Source organism: Acinetobacter sp. SK-43, from assembly GCF_015351505.1.
Lineage (GTDB): Bacteria > Pseudomonadota > Gammaproteobacteria > Pseudomonadales > Moraxellaceae > Acinetobacter > Acinetobacter junii.
On sequence record NZ_JADKPY010000071.1, the window covers coordinates 45,541 to 64,767 of the forward strand.

At 37.3% G+C, this 19,227-nt stretch carries 16 protein-coding genes, 3 tRNA genes and 1 pseudogene; 12 read left to right on the forward strand and 8 right to left on the reverse strand.

Annotated elements, in window-relative coordinates:
• Positions 1 to 86 precede the first annotated feature (86 nt).
• Together IRT38_RS13285 and IRT38_RS13290 are read left to right on the forward strand one after the other, a co-directional pair.
• Positions 87 to 1,433 carry an MFS transporter gene (locus IRT38_RS13285; RefSeq protein ID WP_004682636.1) on the forward strand — a complete coding sequence of 449 codons (1,347 nt, stop codon included), beginning with the start codon at positions 87 to 89 and terminating at the stop codon, positions 1,431 to 1,433.
• Between the two features lie 75 nt (positions 1,434 to 1,508).
• On the forward strand, positions 1,509 to 2,723 hold the full coding sequence (locus IRT38_RS13290; RefSeq protein WP_194597966.1) for an alginate export family protein: 1,215 nt from the start codon (positions 1,509 to 1,511) through the stop codon (positions 2,721 to 2,723).
• 233 nt (positions 2,724 to 2,956) lie between these two features.
• Here IRT38_RS13290 and IRT38_RS13295 read toward each other — a convergent pair whose 3' ends face one another.
• A complete protein-coding gene (locus IRT38_RS13295; protein ID WP_004912314.1) occupies positions 2,957 to 4,135 on the reverse strand; it encodes a trypsin-like peptidase domain-containing protein in 1,179 nt (392 codons plus the stop codon).
• 189 nt (positions 4,136 to 4,324) lie between these two features.
• On the opposite strand from IRT38_RS13295, the gene IRT38_RS13300 reads away from it, so the two are divergent.
• The 6 genes from IRT38_RS13300 to IRT38_RS13325 all read left to right on the forward strand — a co-directional run bounded on the left by IRT38_RS13300 (position 4,325) and on the right by IRT38_RS13325 (position 6,932).
• Positions 4,325 to 5,083, forward strand: coding sequence for a Nif3-like dinuclear metal center hexameric protein (locus tag IRT38_RS13300; protein ID WP_112987262.1), 759 nt, complete (start codon positions 4,325 to 4,327; stop codon positions 5,081 to 5,083).
• A 144-nt stretch (positions 5,084 to 5,227) separates the two neighbouring features.
• Positions 5,228 to 5,854 (forward strand): superoxide dismutase, encoded by a 627-nt coding sequence (locus tag IRT38_RS13305; RefSeq protein WP_004963006.1) that lies wholly within the window; start codon positions 5,228 to 5,230, stop codon positions 5,852 to 5,854.
• 146 nt (positions 5,855 to 6,000) lie between these two features.
• Positions 6,001 to 6,076, forward strand: a tRNA-Asn gene (locus tag IRT38_RS13310).
• Positions 6,077 to 6,084: 8 nt separating this feature from the next.
• A tRNA-Asn gene (locus IRT38_RS13315) sits at positions 6,085 to 6,160 on the forward strand.
• 196 nt (positions 6,161 to 6,356) lie between these two features.
• Positions 6,357 to 6,432: transfer RNA gene (locus tag IRT38_RS13320), tRNA-Asn, on the forward strand.
• A 56-nt stretch (positions 6,433 to 6,488) separates the two neighbouring features.
• On the forward strand, positions 6,489 to 6,932 hold the full coding sequence (locus tag IRT38_RS13325) for a DUF2726 domain-containing protein (protein WP_112987263.1): 444 nt from the start codon (positions 6,489 to 6,491) through the stop codon (positions 6,930 to 6,932).
• An 18-nt stretch (positions 6,933 to 6,950) separates the two neighbouring features.
• Here the strand turns inward: IRT38_RS13325 and IRT38_RS13330 are convergent, their stop codons facing one another.
• The 5 genes and pseudogenes from IRT38_RS13330 to glnA all read right to left on the reverse strand — a co-directional run bounded on the left by IRT38_RS13330 (position 6,951) and on the right by glnA (position 11,648).
• Positions 6,951 to 7,157 (reverse strand): hypothetical protein, encoded by a 207-nt coding sequence (locus IRT38_RS13330; RefSeq protein ID WP_004912325.1) that lies wholly within the window; start codon positions 7,155 to 7,157, stop codon positions 6,951 to 6,953.
• Positions 7,158 to 7,273: 116 nt separating this feature from the next.
• A pseudogene (locus tag IRT38_RS13335) lies at positions 7,274 to 8,614 on the reverse strand (prolyl oligopeptidase family serine peptidase).
• Between the two features lie 106 nt (positions 8,615 to 8,720).
• Positions 8,721 to 9,602, reverse strand: coding sequence for a 4-hydroxybenzoate octaprenyltransferase (gene ubiA / locus IRT38_RS13340; RefSeq protein ID WP_125272017.1), 882 nt, complete (start codon positions 9,600 to 9,602; stop codon positions 8,721 to 8,723).
• A gap of 15 nt (positions 9,603 to 9,617) precedes the next feature.
• Positions 9,618 to 10,109: a chorismate--pyruvate lyase family protein gene (locus IRT38_RS13345; protein WP_039048088.1), complete on the reverse strand. Its 492-nt coding sequence runs from the start codon at positions 10,107 to 10,109 to the stop codon at positions 9,618 to 9,620.
• A gap of 123 nt (positions 10,110 to 10,232) precedes the next feature.
• Positions 10,233 to 11,648 (reverse strand): type I glutamate--ammonia ligase, encoded by a 1,416-nt coding sequence (gene glnA, locus IRT38_RS13350; RefSeq protein ID WP_005402324.1) that lies wholly within the window; start codon positions 11,646 to 11,648, stop codon positions 10,233 to 10,235.
• A 622-nt stretch (positions 11,649 to 12,270) separates the two neighbouring features.
• Here glnA and IRT38_RS13355 point away from each other — a divergent pair.
• Positions 12,271 to 12,855, forward strand: coding sequence for an anthranilate synthase component II (locus IRT38_RS13355; protein ID WP_004912335.1), 585 nt, complete (start codon positions 12,271 to 12,273; stop codon positions 12,853 to 12,855).
• Positions 12,856 to 13,213: 358 nt separating this feature from the next.
• A complete protein-coding gene (locus IRT38_RS13360) occupies positions 13,214 to 14,572 on the forward strand; it encodes an L-cystine transporter (RefSeq protein WP_194597967.1) in 1,359 nt (452 codons plus the stop codon).
• An 83-nt stretch (positions 14,573 to 14,655) separates the two neighbouring features.
• Here the strand turns inward: IRT38_RS13360 and IRT38_RS13365 are convergent, their stop codons facing one another.
• Positions 14,656 to 15,447 (reverse strand): MOSC domain-containing protein, encoded by a 792-nt coding sequence (locus tag IRT38_RS13365; protein WP_194597968.1) that lies wholly within the window; start codon positions 15,445 to 15,447, stop codon positions 14,656 to 14,658.
• A 254-nt stretch (positions 15,448 to 15,701) separates the two neighbouring features.
• Here IRT38_RS13365 and trpD point away from each other — a divergent pair, with 254 nt between their 5' ends.
• Complete coding sequence (gene trpD, locus IRT38_RS13370; RefSeq protein ID WP_035338689.1) at positions 15,702 to 16,751, forward strand: anthranilate phosphoribosyltransferase; 1,050 nt, start codon at positions 15,702 to 15,704, stop codon at positions 16,749 to 16,751.
• A 9-nt stretch (positions 16,752 to 16,760) separates the two neighbouring features.
• Positions 16,761 to 17,570 (forward strand): indole-3-glycerol phosphate synthase TrpC, encoded by an 810-nt coding sequence (gene trpC / locus IRT38_RS13375; RefSeq protein ID WP_194597969.1) that lies wholly within the window; start codon positions 16,761 to 16,763, stop codon positions 17,568 to 17,570.
• A gap of 50 nt (positions 17,571 to 17,620) precedes the next feature.
• Here the strand turns inward: trpC and IRT38_RS13380 are convergent, their stop codons facing one another.
• Positions 17,621 to 19,132, reverse strand: coding sequence for an HNH endonuclease domain-containing protein (locus IRT38_RS13380; RefSeq protein WP_194597970.1), 1,512 nt, complete (start codon positions 19,130 to 19,132; stop codon positions 17,621 to 17,623).
• Between the last annotated feature and the right edge of the window lie 95 nt (positions 19,133 to 19,227).

Genomic DNA, 19,227 nt, shown 5'->3' on the forward strand with positions numbered 1-19,227 from the left:
GACGGCCAACGGTGTCCGTTCTGTTCGATGTGCTCTCGCAAGTATTGCGAAGCAAAAATTAATAACGTTCAGTTCAGGAGAAGGCTATGTCTTCAAATATGAATTTAGATGCAAAAAAAGCGACTGAAATAAAATTATTCAGCTTTTCCACTCCTGCGATGCGCGCCTTCCATATGACATGGCTTGCATTTTTCGTGTGTTTCTTCGCATGGTTTGCATGTGCTCCATTAATGCCAGTTATTAAAGGGGAATTTAATTTAACCAAAGATCAGATTGCAAATATCAATATTGCGGCTGTTGCCATCACTATTCTGATTCGCCTAATCGTTGGTCCACTTTGCGATAAGTACGGACCTCGTAAAACATACACTGCATTATTAATCTTGGGCAGTATCCCAGTATTCGGTGTTGCAGCAGCAAATACCTATGAGTCGTTCCTTTTCTTCCGCCTTTTAATTGGTGCAATTGGTGCGAGCTTCGTTATCACTCAATACCATACTAGCGTTATGTTTGCGCCTAACGTTGTCGGTACAGCAAATGCAGCATCTGCAGGTTGGGGAAATGCAGGTGGTGGTGCAACACAAGCAATCATGCCGTTAATTCTCGGTGCAATTGTGATGTTTGGTGTAGAACAAGCAATGGGCTGGAGAATTGCACTGCTTGTACCTGGCATTATGATGGTAATTGTTGGTGTACTTTATTGGAAACTTACTCAAGACTGTCCACAAGGTGATTTCAAAGAATTACGTGCGAACGGTGTCGAAGTTGGTAGCGGTAAAAAAGGTGGAATGGCGATTTTAATGCAGGCAGCACGTAACTACCGCGTTTGGATCCTATTTGTCTCTTATGCAGCATGTTTCGGTATCGAAATCTTCATTCATAATATTGCAGCAATGTACTACGTCGACCACTTCAACATGGGTTTAAAAGAAGCAGGTTTAACTGCGGGTATCTTTGGTCTTCTCGCACTATTCGCTCGTGCACTTGGTGGTATCGTATCAGATAAAGTGGCACTTACTAAAGGATTAGATGGTCGTACAAAAGTTTTATTCATCCTGATTTTACTTGAAGGCTTGTTCCTCATTTTATTCTCTCAAATGAATACAATTGGTTTGGCGATCATCACGATGACTGTGTTTGCATTATTTACACACATGTCATGCGGTGCGACATATGCCTTAGTACCATTTATTGATCGTAATGCACTTGGTGGCGTAGCAGGTATTATTGGTGCAGGCGGAAATGTGGGTGCAGTCGCAGCAGGTTTCTTATTAAAAGGCTTACTTGATGTTCAAACTTGTTTGATGATTTTGGGATGCCTTGTGACTGTAGCTGCATTCACTGTCGTTCTCATTCGCTTCTCAGTTGAACACAAAGACAAAGAAAAAGAATTATATGAACAAGCTTTGCTTGAGCGTAATTTAACAACCTAAATGCATACTTTTAGAGGATGAGGCTTTCTCATCCTCCCTCTCTCCAAATTCAAATACTTTATTAAGGATACTGCGATGAATAAATTTTCGTATTCATTAATCACGCTTGCATGTTTATCTACCCTTACTTCAGCATCAGATAATTTTTTCTCTCAAACAAAACTTAGCTTAGATACTCGCTTACGTTACGAGCTTGTTGATCAAGATAATACTCTCAAAAATGCTGATGCATGGACATTACGTATTCGTCCTGCGATCCAAACGGGTTCATGGTATGGTCTAAGTGCATTCGTTCAAGGTGAAGGTACAGTCGAGATTAATGATGAATTTAATAGCACTCGAAATAGTCAAACTCAATACAGCACTGTTCCTGATGCTGAAAACTTGCAACTCAATCAAGCGTATTTAAAATATGTTTACAACCCTAATTTTGATTTAACCGTAGGTCGTCAAACAATTAATTTAGATAATCAACGTTTTGTAGGTACAGTTGCTTGGAGACAGAATGACCAAACCTTTGACGCTGTAAGTTTGAACTATAAACCTTGCAAAGAATTTGGATTATTTTATTCATATATTGATCAAGTCAATACAATTTTTGGTAGTGAAGAACCTGAGCCTAAGTTCATTCAAGCCCAAGCGAGTAAACAAGAAAGTAAAATTCATTTGATTCAAGCCAAAATGAATTACAACCCTCTTTTAAATGCTGTGGTTTATGGTTATTTGATGGACTTTGAAGATCTTGCTGCATGGTCAAATCAAACCTATGGTTTGAGAGTGACAGGTAAGAAAAATGACTTCAAATATTCAGCAGAATATGCAAATCAAACAGAATATGCAGACCAACCAACAGATTATGATGCTGACTATTATGCTCTTGAGCTGGGTTACAATATATCGAGTCAATCAACAACTATTGGGGACATTTCGATTGGTTATGAAGTTCTTGGTAGTGATGATGGAAAAATTGCATTCCAAACACCATTAGCAACCAAACATAAATTTAATGGTTGGACGGATATGTTCTTAACGACACCTGCCAATGGTTTGAAAGACTTGTACATCACATCTAACTTTAATATTTTCAGCAAAGGAAAACTGGGTACGGAATTACATCAATATCGAAGCGAGGAAAAGAATATAGATTACGGTCAAGAATATTCAATTTCTTATAGCCATACCCTACCAATCAAAGGTTTATCTGCTCTAGCAAAATATTCAGACTATCAAGCAAATGATTTTGGTGCTGATACACAAAAATTATGGTTACAGGTCGATTATAAATATTGATCAACAACCATTCACTTTAATCCAGTGAAATTGAATGCACTTAATCATTTCATTTGATTCACTTTATTAACCAAGTTGCAGAAATTGAAAAGGTTAAGTTGCGATGAAATGTCATCAAAGCATCAAAAAACTGTCATCAAAACATAAGAATTGACTGGTTAAATGAAAAATAAAAAAGCTTAAAAAAAACTAAAAAGCTTGCTGATTGACCTTCAGCAAGCTTTTTTCTTTGATTAACGTTTTGGTAATGGTATGTACTGTGACTGAGCATTTTGTTGAACTTTTCGCTCACCAACTTTCACTTGCAGTGTTTGTTGTTTTCCATCACGCTCAACGATCACATTAATGATGCTTTCAGGTGCTTGTAATGCTACATAATTAATTAAGTGAGATGCAGATGTAATCTGCTCATTATTCACTTGAATAATTTTATCATTACGCTTCACCCCTGCTTCATCCGCAGGTCCACCACGTAAAACATCGGCAACAACAACACCTACAGATTTGGCTGCTAATACATCTTGCTCAACAGTGTTCGGAATTAAGCTAATACCTAACCAACCACGCACAACACGTCCATCTTTCAAAATTGAATTTAGAACTTGTTGGCATACATTTGCAGGAATCGCAAAACCAATTCCAAGTGATCCACCTGATTGCGAGAAAATAGCGGTATTTACACCGATCAAGTTACCAGCGACATCAATTAATGCACCGCCTGAGTTACCTGGGTTAATTGCAGCATCTGTTTGAATAAAGTCTTCGTAAGTATTAATACCAAGATCTGAACGACCAGTGGCAGAGATAATCCCTTGAGTCACGGTTTGCCCTACACCAAATGGATTGCCAATTGCGAGAACGACATCACCGACTTCATTACCACTCAATTTGAATGGCAATACAGGAAGCTTATCCAACTCAATCTTGATCACAGCTAGATCTGTATCAGGGTCAGTGCCGATCACTTTCGCTTCTGCACGACGACCATCATGCAAAGCAACCACAATATGTTCAGCCTGAGCGATTACATGATTATTCGTTAGAATATAACCGTCCGCACGAACAATTACTCCAGAACCTAAACTATTTTCATTCTGTGGTTGTTGTGGCATTTGATTACCAAAAAACTCACGAAATACAGGATCATTAAGCAATGGATGATTCAACTGTTTCACTTTTTGTGTAGTAAAAATATTGACTACAGCAGGTGCAGCAACTTTAACTGCAGCACTATATGAAACAACGCCACCAGCTCGTGTAGTATCAATCAGAGGTTCAACTTTTTCAGCAGGCATTTTTACACCATCAGCTGCAACTGTTGGTTTAGGTTGATGAAATCTCTGCCAAGCCAGAAAACTAAATATAACAAGAATGAGTAATACCCAAGGTAACCATGTAAATGCACGGCGCACGTCTATTATCCTCTAGGCGAAATTAGTTTATGAGTAAGTAAAATATTGATGAACTAGAAATTTCTATCATTGTAAAGTAAATACCTTAAAATCAATGCAAAAGTTAAAAAAGTTTTGTCTAGCTTTAGTTACATTTAAAAATATGTTTTTATTATTCACAATGAAAATGTTAACAATCTGAGGATAAGCATGGCTAATTTGCATGAAATTGTGCAATGGTGTAATCAAACTTTAAAAACCAACGAATTTAAAGACTATGCTCCTAACGGCTTACAAATTGAAGGTCGAACTGAAGTTAATAAAATTCTTTGCGCTGTCACAGCATCTGAAGACGCAATTGATGCAGCAATTGAGCAAAATGCAGATGTTTTGCTCGTACATCATGGTTACTTTTGGAAGGGCGAACCATATCCAATCACAGGAATGCGCGGTAATCGAATTAAGAAATTAATCCAAAATGATATCTCTCTAGTGGCTTACCATTTACCTTTGGATTCACATCCCACGCTTGGTAATAATGCCGCAATTGCAGATTTAATTGGTTTAAACCATTTGGAAGCTTTGGATCCATTTGAAAAGCATCCAATTGGCAATATTGGCTACCTAGAAAGTCCATTAAGCCCTGAACAGTTCAAAGAAAAGTTAAAAAATATTTTTGATTTTAATATTCTCCATTTACCTTGCAGCAAGAACACTATTCACAAGGTAGGTTTTTGTACTGGAGGCGCTCAAGACTTCATTGCAAAAGCAGCTGAAGCCAATTGTGATGCATACATATCTGGTGAAGTCAGCGAACGCACTTTCTACGAAGCAAAAGAGCAAAACGTCCATTATTTTGCATGTGGTCACCATGCAACAGAACGTTATGGCGTTCAACGTTTAGCTAAGGCAATCGCAACACAATTTTCAGTAGAAACACATTATTTTGAGTTGAACAACCCGATTTAATTAAATTGAATAATCCGATTTCATTTATCGTTTTTAATTGAACCTTTATTGTATATCGTTCTTTAAAAGACTGCCCTATTGTGTTTGGAATCATTTACAATAGAGCCACTTAACGTAAAACCCAGCAATTGCAAGGATTGGAACATGACAACCATTACTTTACCTGCACTTCCATATGGCTATGATGATTTAGCTCCGCATATTACTCGCGAAACTTTAGAATACCATCACGATAAACATCACAATACTTATGTTGTTAACTTAAACAACTTGATCAAAGGCACAGACCTTGAAGGTAAATCTTTAGAAGAGATCATCAAAGCATCTGCTGGTGATGCTTCTAAAGCAGGTATCTTCAACAATGCTGCTCAAGTATGGAACCATACATTCTACTGGAACAGCATGAAACCAAACGGTGGTGGTAAACCAACTGGCGCGATCGCTGCAAAAATCGAAGAAGCTTTTGGTAGCTATGAAAAATTTGCAGAAGAATTCACTGCTGCTGCAACAACTCAATTCGGTTCAGGTTGGGCTTGGTTAGTTGCTGATGAAGTTAACGGTAAATTATCAATTACTAAAACTTCAAACGCAGATACTCCACTTGCACACGGTCAAGTTGCAGTATTAACAATTGACGTATGGGAACATGCTTACTACATCGATTTCCGTAACCTACGTCCAAAATACATCGCTACTTTCTTAGAAAGCTTAGTGAACTGGGACTACGCTAACGCTAAATTAGCTGGTCAGCCAGCTGGTGTAGAGAAATAATTTTTAATTCTTGCATAAAAACTGCCCATCTCGGGCAGTTTTTTTATTTATCCAATCATAAAAGAATAATTATCAAGCAAACAATTCATTTTCTTTACTATTCTTGTTGACGCATCTGAAATTCATCCCTAAAATGCGCATCAGATTCTCCAATAGCTCAGTCGGTAGAGCGACGGACTGTTAATCCGCAGGTCCCTGGTTCGAGCCCAGGTTGGAGAGCCATCTACTATTCTCCCATAGCTCAGTCGGTAGAGCGACGGACTGTTAATCCGCAGGTCCCTGGTTCGAGCCCAGGTGGGAGAGCCAAGATTCAAAAAAGCCTATATCATTGATGTAGGCTTTTTTATTTCCCCCAATTCTGTCAAATAAAATCAGTTTTCATTTCCTTATCTCTAAAATCTAGAAAATGATGATAAAAAATACAATTAAATCAATATTTAAATTTTTTAGCTTAAACTCACTTGACCTACATCTGCTTCATGCATAGAATGCCTACCTAGATTCTCCCATAGCTCAGTCGGTAGAGCGACGGACTGTTAATCCGCAGGTCCCTGGTTCGAGCCCAGGTGGGAGAGCCAAATTCTAAAAACCCGCTCACTTTGAGTGGGTTTTTTATTAACTATTTGATTTGAATATGCTGGACTTTCTTCAAACTATTTTCCTAGTTATTGGATGCATAAGTAGTATTATTCTTCTTGTTAGCTTTATTCCTTTTTTTCTACCTAAACAAAAATTCTTTCCTCGATCGGTAATTAGCTCATTTGAAACTGAAATGTTCCTTCGATTAAAACAATCCTTCCCCCACTACCACGTTCTGACTCAAGTGGCTTTTAGTGCATTAATTACGAGTGATCATTATAAAATTCGAAGCAAATTTAATCGTAAAGTTACCGACTTCGTGCTACTCAATAAAGATATGAAAGTTGTTGTGATTATTGAATTAGATGATCCGAGTCATCTCGGAAAAGAGCAGGAAGACAAACAAAGAGATCAAATGTTACAAGAGGCAGGCTATGATGTCATTCGCTATACTGAAATTCCATCCATAAAACAATTACAGATGGATATTCGTTCTTAAAAACAATGCTATAAGCATTTATTCAGCATTCTTAGCTTGTTCAGCATTTTTTTGATCTTCAAACTTCTTTGCAATCTCAGCACGTTGTTGATCATATTTACGTTTTGTTTCTGCATCACTTCTTGCTGCAATAAAAGCCATACCAACAATAAATATTGGTATCAATAAACCCAAAGCCATTAAACCCCATGGTATTTGCTTTTTTTCAACTGAATTCTGACTCATAGTATTCAAAATGCGCTATCAAAATCGATGCAACAATATAACAAAAAAGAGCCCCACTGATGAGACTCTTTTTTGATTTACAAGTTCTAAAATCTAATCATAATATCGTTGAATAATTAAGAACTCACGCCTGTACACTGCGGGTCTTTGCTTGCATCAATTTTTGCAGGATCAATCACCACATTTGTCTTAGCAGGCATTTTCGCTTGAATAAAGTTATAAATATCTAAGTTTTTACATACAATCGCTTGGGTATGTGTTGCATTAAGCACAGGTTTTAATTCCACCTCATCAGAACCTAATGCCTGTAAATTAGCTACCAATGCCTGAGTCACTGGGAAAGGAACGTTAGTGTCAGCTGTACCTTGTACAACTAAGACCGGCTTATCAATTCGCTTAGTTCCAGGCTGATTATCTACCAAAAACTTCTGAACGGTTGGATTGGTTTTAAAATTGTTTGTATCTAATCCAGGGTAATCCATCACTTTTTTATCTGGATTATCCGTCATAAATTTGATGATATCTGCTTTAAACTTCTCGATGAGGCTTGCACTTGGGTCACTTTCATTATCAAGACATAAACCATTTTCACCAGTTGTACCTTCAGCAAACTCTGCTAATGATTTAGCACGATCTTGGAAAATATCTCGATAATCAAACCTTGGTTCATATGCTTTGATACCAACACCCGTTAAAGCAGCGTATGCCAGTAGCGTTGCGTAAGAATCTACAGACACACGATTTACTAATGGAACATTATTGGCTACTTCTGCCTGCTCGATGTTTGCCAATGCAGCTGGAGCGACTTCAAGAATAATCTTACCTAAACTTGAAGCTGGTGCTCCAGCAACCGCCCCTTTATAAGATATATCAGCATTTGCATATTCAGCCGTACCAATAGAAGCTTGCCCACCTTGAGACTGCCCTACTGACATCCATGCACCATTTAATTGGGTGCCATAACGATCTTTAACCGCTTGCATCGCTGAGATAGCAGATTTTGCTTCACTTGCTAAATTAAGATAAGGATGGATACCAGCCGTTCCCAAACCCTCGTAATCAGGTGCAACCACCACATAACCAGCAGCAAATAGAGTTTCAGCTAAAATTCTAAAACGCGGATTAAGCACATTATTACTAGGAGCACAGCTATCAGCGACTCCCACTGTTCCATGTTCCCATACCACTACACGATAACCATCGCTTGGTGCAGCAACCTTAGGAAACATAACCATCGCAGTCGCTTTTGCTGTTTTACCCTGAACATTAGTCATGTTATAGGTCATAACTTTGATCGATGCTGCAAAAGTCAAATTATCTTTTGATTAGCTACTTTCTGAAATATATGTTTTATCTTTATTGCTGCTTGAATAACCATCATTACTGTCATTACACGCAAATAGAAATAAAGCAGAGATTGAAAAGCTAATTGCTAATCCAATTTTAGACCGTTTCATAAAATTTTCTTTTAGTCTTGTTTTTGTGTGCACGAAACTACATGCGACTTTATTAAGGCATAAAAAAAGTGCTCTGCATAGAACACTTTTCAACTAATTGGTCATTTTAAACCACTAATTGTAAAAAGATTCCTAGAAAAATTATCATTCCAACCCATCTATTGTGACGAAATGCCCAAAAACAAAGTTGCGGATCCCTATCTTGAGTCTTAAATGTTTGATAAATAAAATCTCCAGCAACGACAATCAATCCAGCTATTCCAAAAGGTACAAGCAAACTTTCGATATACAAAGCAATGCCGATCAATACCAAACTCACAAGCTGTAACACACCAATAATTTGTATATCGTAGCGACCAAATAGAATAGCCGTCGATTTGACCCCAATTTTTAAATCATATTCACGATCTGTGATCGCGTACTGGGTGTCATATGCTACAGTCCATGCCAAATTGCCAAAATAAAGCAACCAACAAGTCAAATCTGGGGTCTGCCCAACAGCGGCATATGCCATTGGAATTGACCAAGAAAATGCAGCACCGAGAAAAACTTGTGGTAGATGCGTATAACGTTTCATAAATGGATATATGAACGCTAACAATAACGCTCCAAATGACCAATAAAATGCTTCTATAGGCAAGAACAACAACAAACTTGCACTAAGCACTACCAAGGCTAAAAAAACAAACACTGCTTCCTTGGCTTTGATCACACCTGTGGCTAAAGGACGATTTTTCGTTCGTTCTACATGTGCATCTACTTTACGATCAGCAAAATCATTAATTGCACAACCTGCAGCACGCATAAATAAGCATCCCAAAGCCATGATTAGCAATATCTTAAGATCAGGTATGCCCTTAGATGCAATCCATAACGCCCACATGGTTGGCCAAAAAACCAATTCCGTACCAATCGGTTTATCAAATCTACATAGATAATAATAGGCTTCTAAACGTTGTCGCCATGTTATATGTTGCACTGTTTCCATGAGTAATCCTGAGAGTCAATGCTGTCGAATAAACTGTTCAAAAGCAGGCAAAAAAGTTTCCTGCACAATAAATTTACACCCATGCCATGTATAACAACTTTGCCTAGTCCAGCCCTCATCAAGTTGAATAACACGTCGCTCACACTGAGGATCAGTTCTTTGAAATAAGAACCAACCGATTGGCTTATTGCGTATATATTTAAATATTCTTGCTTTTTTTTGTAGACTAAGAATCGGGAAAATACTTTTTGCCTTCACCCAAGGCTCTCGCTCGCTACCATATAAATGAGTTTCACGTACCCAAGCAACATGATGGTAAGGCATTAACATCCATTTACTGTCAGCAAATGTTAAACGTTGATAATGCTCTCTAATCCGCTCAACATGGAAATCACCACTAGCAAGATCAGTAAGTTGTTGAGTTAATGAACCTGATGCGTACAACCATTTTTTTAATTCTTTAGGAATCTGCTTTGAATTTATTGTGTTTGGTCGTAAATTTCGCATGCTTGGCTCACTAAAAACATCGCATCTAGTTTACATGAATTTTTTGATAAAAAGCGTATGACTTTCAATTGAATCAAAGCATAAAAAAAGCTCGCCTAAGCGAGCTTTTTTATTTGGGATGTATTACAAGCTATAGTACATATCAAATTCAACTGGGTGAGTAGTCGTGTTAAGACGACGTACATCTTCAGTTTTAAGTTCGATGTAAGCATCTAACATTTCTTTAGTGAATACACCGCCTTTTAATAAGAACTCGTGATCCGCTTTAAGAGCATCAATCGCCATTTCTAAGTTGTGAGCAACTGTAGGGATTTTTGCTTCTTCTTCAGGAGGAAGGTCATACAAGTTCTTGTCAGCAGCTTCACCTGGGTGAATCTTGTTTTGAATACCATCAAGACCAGCCATTAACAATGCCGCAAAACCTAAGTATGGGTTCATTAATGGATCTGGGAAACGTGCTTCGATACGTTTGCCTTTAGGGCTAGAAACGTAAGGAATACGGATAGAAGCAGAACGGTTACGTGCTGAGTAAGCAAGCATAATCGGAGCTTCATAGTGAGGAACTAAACGCTTGTACGAGTTTGTACCAGGGTTAGTAATTGCGTTCAAAGCACGAGCGTGTTTGATTACACCACCGATGAAGAACAATGCCATTTCTGATAAACCAGCATATTCATCACCAGCAAACAAGTTCTTGCCATCTTTAGAGATAGACATATGAACGTGCATACCAGAACCGTTATCACCTACCATTGGCTTAGGCATGAAAGTCGCTGTTTTACCATATTGGTGAGCAACGTTCCAAACTGCATATTTGAACTGTTGAACTTCATCCGCTTTACGAACTAATGTATTGAAGCTCACACCAATTTCTAATTGGCAAGAAGCAACTTCGTGGTGATGTACTTCTACACGACCTGGACCCATGATGTCTTCAATACGTGCACACATTTCAGCACGCATGTCTTGGTGAGAGTCAACTGGAGGAACTGGAAAGTAACCACCTTTCACACGTGGACGGTGACCAGAGTTGCCAGCTTCGTAATCTTTACCAGTAGACCATGCAGCTTCTTCAGCGATTAATGTATGGCGAGCGCCAGACATATCGATATCCCATTTAACTTCGTCGAAAACGAAGAATTCTGGTTCTGGACCAAAGAATGCTGTATCACCGATACCTGTAGATTTTAAATATTCTTCAGCACGACGAGCAATCGAACGTGGGTCACGCTCGTAACCTTGACCAGTAGATGGCTCAATAACGTCACAAGTCACAACAACAGTTGGCTCAGCAAAGAACGGGTCAAGAAAACCTGTTTCAGCATCTGGACGTAAGATCATGTCAGAAGCTTCAATGCCTTTCCAACCAGCGATTGAAGAACCATCGAACATTTTACCATCTTCAAATGTATCTTCATCAATCGTGTCAGCTGGGTAAGTTACGTGTTGCTCTTTACCCTTAGTATCAGTAAAGCGAAAATCGACCCATTTTGCGCCACTTTCTTTGATGAGTTGAAGGACCTTGTTCGCCATGCTCATTTGCTCCAATGAAATTTATATGCACTTGTTAAGTGCGTGTTAGTTGTTGGTGTACAATTAGCAATTATCATACCAACAATTTTAAAGCATACCTAAAACATTGAAATTCTTTGCAGAAAAAATGCTTTAAGCTCCATGTCCTATGTCTTCTATAATGTTTGCAATCGCAAATGCACCATATTCACACATTTCCATTCCAGCCCGTCCCCAAAAAAGACATAATGAACCAAAATAGTGCAGTATATGAAACAAAGAACTATTGTAGTGCTAAATTACGCCATCATTTATTAGCATAAATTGGCTTTTTATATCATTCTTTTGGAGTACATTCCAATCAATTCCACTGGACTTTCGATTCACCGACATGTTTTTTTATCAAACCTTTAAATTTTAAAATAATATTGATAATTATTTGTGTGTCAAAAGCTCATTTTGAACTGACGACTTACTCGACCAAATTAGAAATATTGAACATTGAGCTTCTGTTTTTGCTATGATTATTTACCCTAACGATCTTGAACATATTTTTATATATTCTTAGTAACGGATATTGAATTGTTTTGGTCGGTCAATTGAATCCAAAAAAGCACAATAAAGTGCATATTTTCAAAAGGTTATAATCATGCTTCTAATGATTGACAATTATGACAGTTTTACTTACAACATCGTTCAATACTTTGGCGAGTTGAATCAAGAAGTAAAAGTTGTTCGTAATGATCAAGTGACATTAGAGGACATCGAACGATGGCAGCCTAAATACCTAGTGATTGGCCCTGGTCCTTGTTCACCGACTGAAGCTGGGATTTCGATACCTGCGATCAATCATTTTGCTGGAAAAATTCCATTACTAGGCGTTTGTTTAGGGCATCAAGCGATTGGACAAGCTTTTGGTGGCAATATTATCCGTGCTAAAACAGTCATGCATGGTCGTTTATCTGATATGCACCATAGTGATAAAGGTATTTTTAGTAATTTACCCTCTCCTTTTGCTGCTACTCGCTACCATTCTCTTGTGATTGAACAAGAAACACTGCCTGATTGCTTAGAAGTTACCTGCTGGACTAATCAACCAGATGGCACGATTGAAGAAATTATGGGTGTGAAGCATAAAACCTTACCTGTTGAAGGCGTCCAATTCCATCCTGAGTCAATTTTAAGCGAACATGGGCATCAGATTTTTAAAAACTTCTTGGATATTTATGCATAATCGCAAGAATTAACAAATTCTCATTCTTTAAACAGCCTATTTTATGAATAGGCTGTTTTTATTTTGAACATATAAAATCAATATATAACTTATACAAACTGGTTAAATTTTCAGCATTAAAATCAAACAAGAAACATTTATTTAGAACAATTCATTCTTTTTCAATAATTAATCAACTTTTCATGCATTTTCAAAAGAAAATTAAAACATAGGTTTCTGACAATTTAGACTCCTTTTTAATTTTTTAGATTAACTATAGTCATAGGAATGATTAAGCTTCAGGGTAACTGGATGATAGAATCTGAATATTATTTTTTATTTATCTCCCCCCTGAAATACCAATCAGGATAGCCTTATTGTGAATACCTTGGTTTTATTGAATATTATTGTATTTTTCTTGCTCATGGCAGGATTGTTTTTTACTTATCGACCAGATTGGAGCCTTGCAAAAAAAGTGCTCATCGGTATGGGTGTCGGTATCGTTTATGGTCTAGGATTAAAAACGATTTATGCTGACAATCAAATTATTGCAGAGTCAGTGACGTGGTTTAATTTAGTTGGTAATGGTTATGTTCAACTGTTACAAATGGTGATCATGCCACTTATTTTCATCTCAATTTTAAGTGCAGTTGTTAAACTTCATCAAACGACTTCGCTCGGTAAAATAAGTAGTTTCGTTATCGGTATTTTATTGTTTACCACGGCGATTGCTGCTTTTGTCGGAATTAGTGTGACCAATTTATTTGGTTTAACCGCCGAGGGCTTAGTTCAAGGCACTCAAGAAACCGCCCGCCTTGCTGCAATTCAAACTGATTATATCGGTCAAGTCACCAACCTTGATATTCCCAAGTTATTACTTTCGCTACTTCCTCAAAATCCTTTTGCTGATCTGACTGGAGTTCGTCCAACCGCAATTATTAGTGTTGTAATTTTCTCTGCTTTTTTAGGGGTTGCAGCACTTAAGCTGATGGATAAAGATTCACTCAATGGTGAGAGAATTCGAAATGGAATTGAAGCTCTACAAGCATTAATCATTAGCTTAGTTCGTTTAGTCATGCAATTTACACCGTATGGTGTATTCGCATTAATGGCAAAAATGGTTGCTACGGCAAATGTTGCTGATATCGTGAAACTAGGTGAATTTCTTGTCGCGTCCTATTTGGGTCTTGCGATTATGTTCATCGTCCATACGTTGATTTTGCTATTTGTCCGTGTAAATCCCATCGAGTTTTTCAAAAAGGTTTTTCCTGTTTTAACGTTTGCTTTTACCAGCAGATCCAGTGCTGCAAGTATTCCTCTGAATATTGAAGCTCAAACAAAACAACTGGGCGTTCCAGAAGGTATTGCTAGTTTTTCAGCTTCTTTCGGCGCGACCATTGGTCAAAATGGATGTGCGGGACTATATCCTGCAATGCTTGCAGTCATGGTGGCACCAACAGTTGGTATCAACCCTTTAGACCCCTTATGGATTGCTCAACTTATCGTAATTGTGACTTTAAGCTCGATTGGAGTTGCAGGTGTCGGTGGTGGTGCAACCTTCGCAGCTTTAATCGTATTGCCAGCTATGGGTTTACCCGTAACATTAGTCGCTTTACTTATCTCAATTGAACCATTAATTGATATGGGACGCACTGCGCTAAACGTAAATGGATCTATGACAGCTGGTATAGCAACAAGTCAACTACTAGGTGTTAGAGATACCGTTACTAAGGATTAAGATTTGTCAGGTCATAAAAGCCAATCATGCTATTTGTGATTGGTTTTTTTATTACAAATTATTTTTTAATTTAATCATTTGTATCAGAGAATTTTAACCTCTTCTCCAACTCGGATATTACCTGCTCCACGATGTAATGCATTTTGCCCCATCATTACCTTATTACCTTGTTTTCGATAAGCCAACATCGCCTGCATGACTTCAGGTTGCTTTTGACTAGTATTAAGATCAATCGTTGGAATGACACAGCGTGAACATGGTTTAACTAGATCAAATACAATTTCACCAATTTGTATTTGCTGCCATGTGTCTTCTGTAAAAGCCTCACAACCAGAGATGACAATATTGGGTCTAAAACGTCGTACATCCAATGGATATCCAACTTTTTCGGAAAGAAATTGGACAGATGCCTCACTTAAAATCAAAAAGGGAAAACCATCTGCAAAACCTACACGATCTCCAAATTGTGCGTATTCAAGATCGACTTGGCGAATCGTTTCCTGTGGCATATAAACCAACTGTACTTTTTTGCCTAATTTATCACTGATCCAATCGTTCACAGGATGATCAATACGATTTCCTTTTACCTGATCTTGCCACACAGTTACAAGGCATTCGTCTTTATACCCCTGAGCCTCAATTAAACTGAGTTCCATATGTTCAGAGTGATAATCAAAGCGGATAACTTCTGATGAAACAGTTACTCCTATTTGCCCCATTTCAGCAATTTTTCGCTGAGTTACAAAACGACCATCGCCATCAACTAGCATCCATCGACGATCCCATTTTGGTCCAAAACTATCAATCTCCATTTCAGATAGTTGATTTCCTTTACAAGATTTCACTGGATAATTTAAAAGTTGACTGACGTACATATCGACATTCTCATCAAAATATTAATTAATTCAATTTTTATTAACCAAGTATAATAGTGGAAAATTATAGCAATATGTCTAAATTTAGAGCATATCAGCTTTTTATTCAAAGCATATAAAATCCACTTTATTTTCTGATAACATAACTCTCTAGCTTTTAGCTCAAGTATTACTCTTTCGTCATACCGAACCAATTGCGACCAAATCAGGTTATTTTCAAATTTTAATCAATCCTAATGCTGTAACTCATGACTATGAATATCCAACAGGCACTGAATCACATTACTAAAAATATTCATCTTACCCAACCTCAAATGGAAGATGTAATGCGCAGTATCATGCAAGGTGAAGCAACTGATGCACAAATTGGCGCATTGATGATGGGCTTGCGTATGAAGGGTGAAAGTATTGATGAAATAACTGCGGCTGCGCGTATCATGCGTGAGTTTGCGATTAAAATTGATGTCAGTGATATTCCACATTTGGTTGATATTGTTGGTACAGGTGGCGATGGTCAAAATTTATTTAACGTCTCTACAGCATCTAGTTTTGTAATTGCTGCCGCTGGTGCAACCATTGCGAAACATGGCAATCGTGGTGTATCGAGTAAATCTGGTTCCTCTGATGTACTTGAACAGATGGGTATCCAACTTGATTTGGATATGCAGCAAACTGAACGTTGCATCCGTGAAATTGGTGTAGGTTTTCTATTTGCGCCGAATCATCACAAAGCAATGCGTTATGCGGTTGCTCCACGTCGTGAGCTAGGTATTCGCAGTATTTTTAATTTACTCGGCCCTCTTACCAATCCAGCTGGTGTCAATCGTTTCGTCATAGGTGTGTTCTCAGATGAACTTTGCCGACCAATCGCAGAAGTTTTAAAACAACTCGGCGCAGTACATGTAATGGTTGTACATTCTAAAGATGGTTTAGATGAAATCAGTCTTGCTGCGCCAACTACTGTGGCTGAACTTAAAGATGGTGAAATCACTGAATGGACACTTACACCTGATGAAGTAGGTATCCCATCGCAAACCCTTACAGGTTTGGTGGTGAATAGCTCAGAAGAAAGTTTAAAGTTGATCAAGGATGCTTTGAGTCGAGATAAATCTGAAATTGGCGAAAAAGCAGCAAATATGATTGCTTTGAACGCTGGTGCTGGTATTTACGTGGCTGGCATGACTAAAACATATAAACAAGCAGTTGAACTCGCTCAAGATATTCTTTATGGCGGTCAAGCCTTGGAAAAAATGAGTATCTTGGCTGAATTTACTAAAACATTGAAACAATATCAGGCTGACTAAGGACTTCTCATGATCGATATTCAAAATACCATTTTAGGTAAAATTGTTGACCGCAAACATGAGGAGCTTACTGAACGTTTAAAACAACGTAGTTTGCATGATGTAGAACAGTGGGCAAAAGAAGCAACACCTGTTCGTGGTTTTGCGAATGCTTTACAACACAAACGTCCCGCTGTTATCGCTGAAATCAAGAAGGCATCACCTTCCAAGGGCGTGATTCGTGCAGACTTTAATCCTGCGGAAATTGCACAGCAATATGAACAAGCAGGTGCAGCATGTCTCTCTGTTTTAACAGATGTAGACTTTTTCCAAGGTGCTGATGAGAATATTACAATTGCGCGTCAGCATTGTTCCCTACCAGCGCTACGTAAAGATTTCTTGATTGATCCTTATAATGTTGTTGAAGCACGTGCCTTACATGCAGATTGTATTTTGTTAATCGTGGCATGTTTATCTGATCAACAACTTGAAGAAATGTCGAAGACCGCATTTGAACATCAGCTTGATGTACTGGTCGAAGTACATGATGAACATGAGTTAGAGCGTGCATTAAAACTCTCTGAACAATGCATTTTAGGTGTGAACAATCGCAACCTTAAAACCTTTGATGTAGATTTGAATACATCTATCCGTTTGAAGAAGTTGTTACCTGCTTCTCGTGTTTTAGTCACTGAAAGTGGTATCGCCACTCCTGCTGATGTCCAAATGATGCAGGAAAATGATATTCATACTTTCCTAGTTGGTGAGAGCTTTATGAAACAGCCTAAACCAGATGTAGCGTTTGGTGAATTGTTTGGGCAACCAAAAATATTTAATTAAACACTTGATTCAACCAAGCAAATAATATGATTTGCTTGGTTATTTTCTTATTATTTATTTTTTCCCGTGACTACATAAAACTCTGTTAAACCTTTTCGATCAAATAAATCGCTTTGTTTTGTAGATGAACTTAATAAACTATCTATTTCTCCTTTCGGCTCATCCCAAAATGGGTGATCAAATAATCTTTTTAGACAGACTTCGATTCGTTCTTTTTGTTCATTGCTCATTAACTCTCGATAAAGCAACTTTTGGCGATCTTCTTCTGTGAGATGATTAAATGCAATATTAAATATACTCTTTAAATAAGTCGACCATGTTGCAACTGAACCTTTATGCCAAATACGGCGAGCTTTTAGCTCTAAATCATTGAGATCTTTTCCACGAACATTTTGTACCCAATCATTTAAATAACCACATTCGACCAATAAAGTTGCAAACATTTTGAAATTTTCAAGTTCATTATCTCGATGATCACCAATAGACTGAAAGTTTGCCGCAGAAGGTTCTAAATATAAACAATTGGGAAAAATATTTTTTTTCAATAAATCAATCGAGAGTGCAAATGCCGCATCTTTTGATGCTTCCGCTGTAAATGGCTTTAATGCTGATAGTTCAATTGCATTTGTAATAATCGCACTTTTTAGCATATTTTTTGCGTCAGCTTTATTTTGCTGTTTATTTACCACCAAGAATTTTATTAAATTCTCTTCAGAATGTTTCGCTATTGGTTCTTTCTCTTTAAACTCATCCACCATTTCTTTATAAATTACCGATAAGCGATCTAATAAAGTCGAAGTATAAAATGGGATTTGTTTATGCTTTGAATGTGCTTCAAGATTAGTGATCATTAAATCATCAAAGAGTTGTTTAGTTTTTTGAGGATCGTCAGGGGAGATATAAACTTTAATATCAACTTCTTTGATATCATTCAAGACTTGTCCAGCAAGTTTATGTTGCCCATCGAATAATTTAAATTTATTATGCACCAACCGTGCTATAGAAGGTGCAAGTTGTGGATGATCTTTTAAATGATCTCTTAATGCAACTAGCCTTTTATAATCAATTACTCTCGGCTGTAATCCTTCTTGATCATCATTTTCTAGCCATTTAATCGGAATACGCCCATAGAAATAATAAACTTTTAAAATATCATCAAACAATAAAAAATAACCTTTTTTATCAACACCATCATCAATCAAAATTTGATTATTTTCAATCACACAATGCATTGTACTATTAACAATATTTTTTAATGCAAAAATATCTTGTAGCTTAATCTGATTCTTCTTTTTTATAAAAAGCTGATTAAGTTTTAAATTATCTCGAACTTCATACAGTGTTTGATCTGATTTTCTACGATTATATTCTTTTTTTACAATCCGAATATTCGATAAATCAGTTTCACCTTGTTTTGCATAAGGTAATATATGATCATATTCAACCTCATCTTGCCCCAATACAATCACTTCACCTGAAATAAAACATCTCAATGAACCATCTTGCTCCTGCTGCTGCTTTTGAACTTCTAATTTTTCAGATTCTGATAATTGTCTTTTCATCATCAACCTATATAAACTTATATTTCACACGTATGTTACTATAGTAACAAGTAAAATCATATTTCATGAAATACAGTCACCTATCTATACTTAAG

Excerpts from the sequence above, each read along its gene's own strand:
- IRT38_RS13285 (WP_004682636.1), top strand. The coding sequence starts at position 87 with ATGTCTTCAAATATGAATTTAGATGCAAAAAAAGCGACTGAAATAAAA.
- IRT38_RS13290 (WP_194597966.1), top strand. The coding sequence starts at position 1,509 with ATGAATAAATTTTCGTATTCATTAATCACGCTTGCATGTTTATCTACC.
- IRT38_RS13300 (WP_112987262.1), top strand. The coding sequence starts at position 4,325 with ATGGCTAATTTGCATGAAATTGTGCAATGGTGTAATCAAACTTTAAAA.
- IRT38_RS13305 (WP_004963006.1), top strand. The coding sequence starts at position 5,228 with ATGACAACCATTACTTTACCTGCACTTCCATATGGCTATGATGATTTA.
- IRT38_RS13325 (WP_112987263.1), top strand. The coding sequence starts at position 6,489 with ATGCTGGACTTTCTTCAAACTATTTTCCTAGTTATTGGATGCATAAGT.
- IRT38_RS13330 (WP_004912325.1), bottom strand. The coding sequence starts at position 7,157 with ATGAGTCAGAATTCAGTTGAAAAAAAGCAAATACCATGGGGTTTAATG.
- ubiA (WP_125272017.1), bottom strand. The coding sequence starts at position 9,602 with ATGGAAACAGTGCAACATATAACATGGCGACAACGTTTAGAAGCCTAT.
- IRT38_RS13345 (WP_039048088.1), bottom strand. The coding sequence starts at position 10,109 with ATGCGAAATTTACGACCAAACACAATAAATTCAAAGCAGATTCCTAAA.
- glnA (WP_005402324.1), bottom strand. The coding sequence starts at position 11,648 with ATGAGCATGGCGAACAAGGTCCTTCAACTCATCAAAGAAAGTGGCGCA.
- IRT38_RS13355 (WP_004912335.1), top strand. The coding sequence starts at position 12,271 with ATGCTTCTAATGATTGACAATTATGACAGTTTTACTTACAACATCGTT.
- IRT38_RS13365 (WP_194597968.1), bottom strand. The coding sequence starts at position 15,447 with ATGTACGTCAGTCAACTTTTAAATTATCCAGTGAAATCTTGTAAAGGA.
- trpD (WP_035338689.1), top strand. The coding sequence starts at position 15,702 with ATGAATATCCAACAGGCACTGAATCACATTACTAAAAATATTCATCTT.
- trpC (WP_194597969.1), top strand. The coding sequence starts at position 16,761 with ATGATCGATATTCAAAATACCATTTTAGGTAAAATTGTTGACCGCAAA.
- IRT38_RS13380 (WP_194597970.1), bottom strand. The coding sequence starts at position 19,132 with ATGAAAAGACAATTATCAGAATCTGAAAAATTAGAAGTTCAAAAGCAG.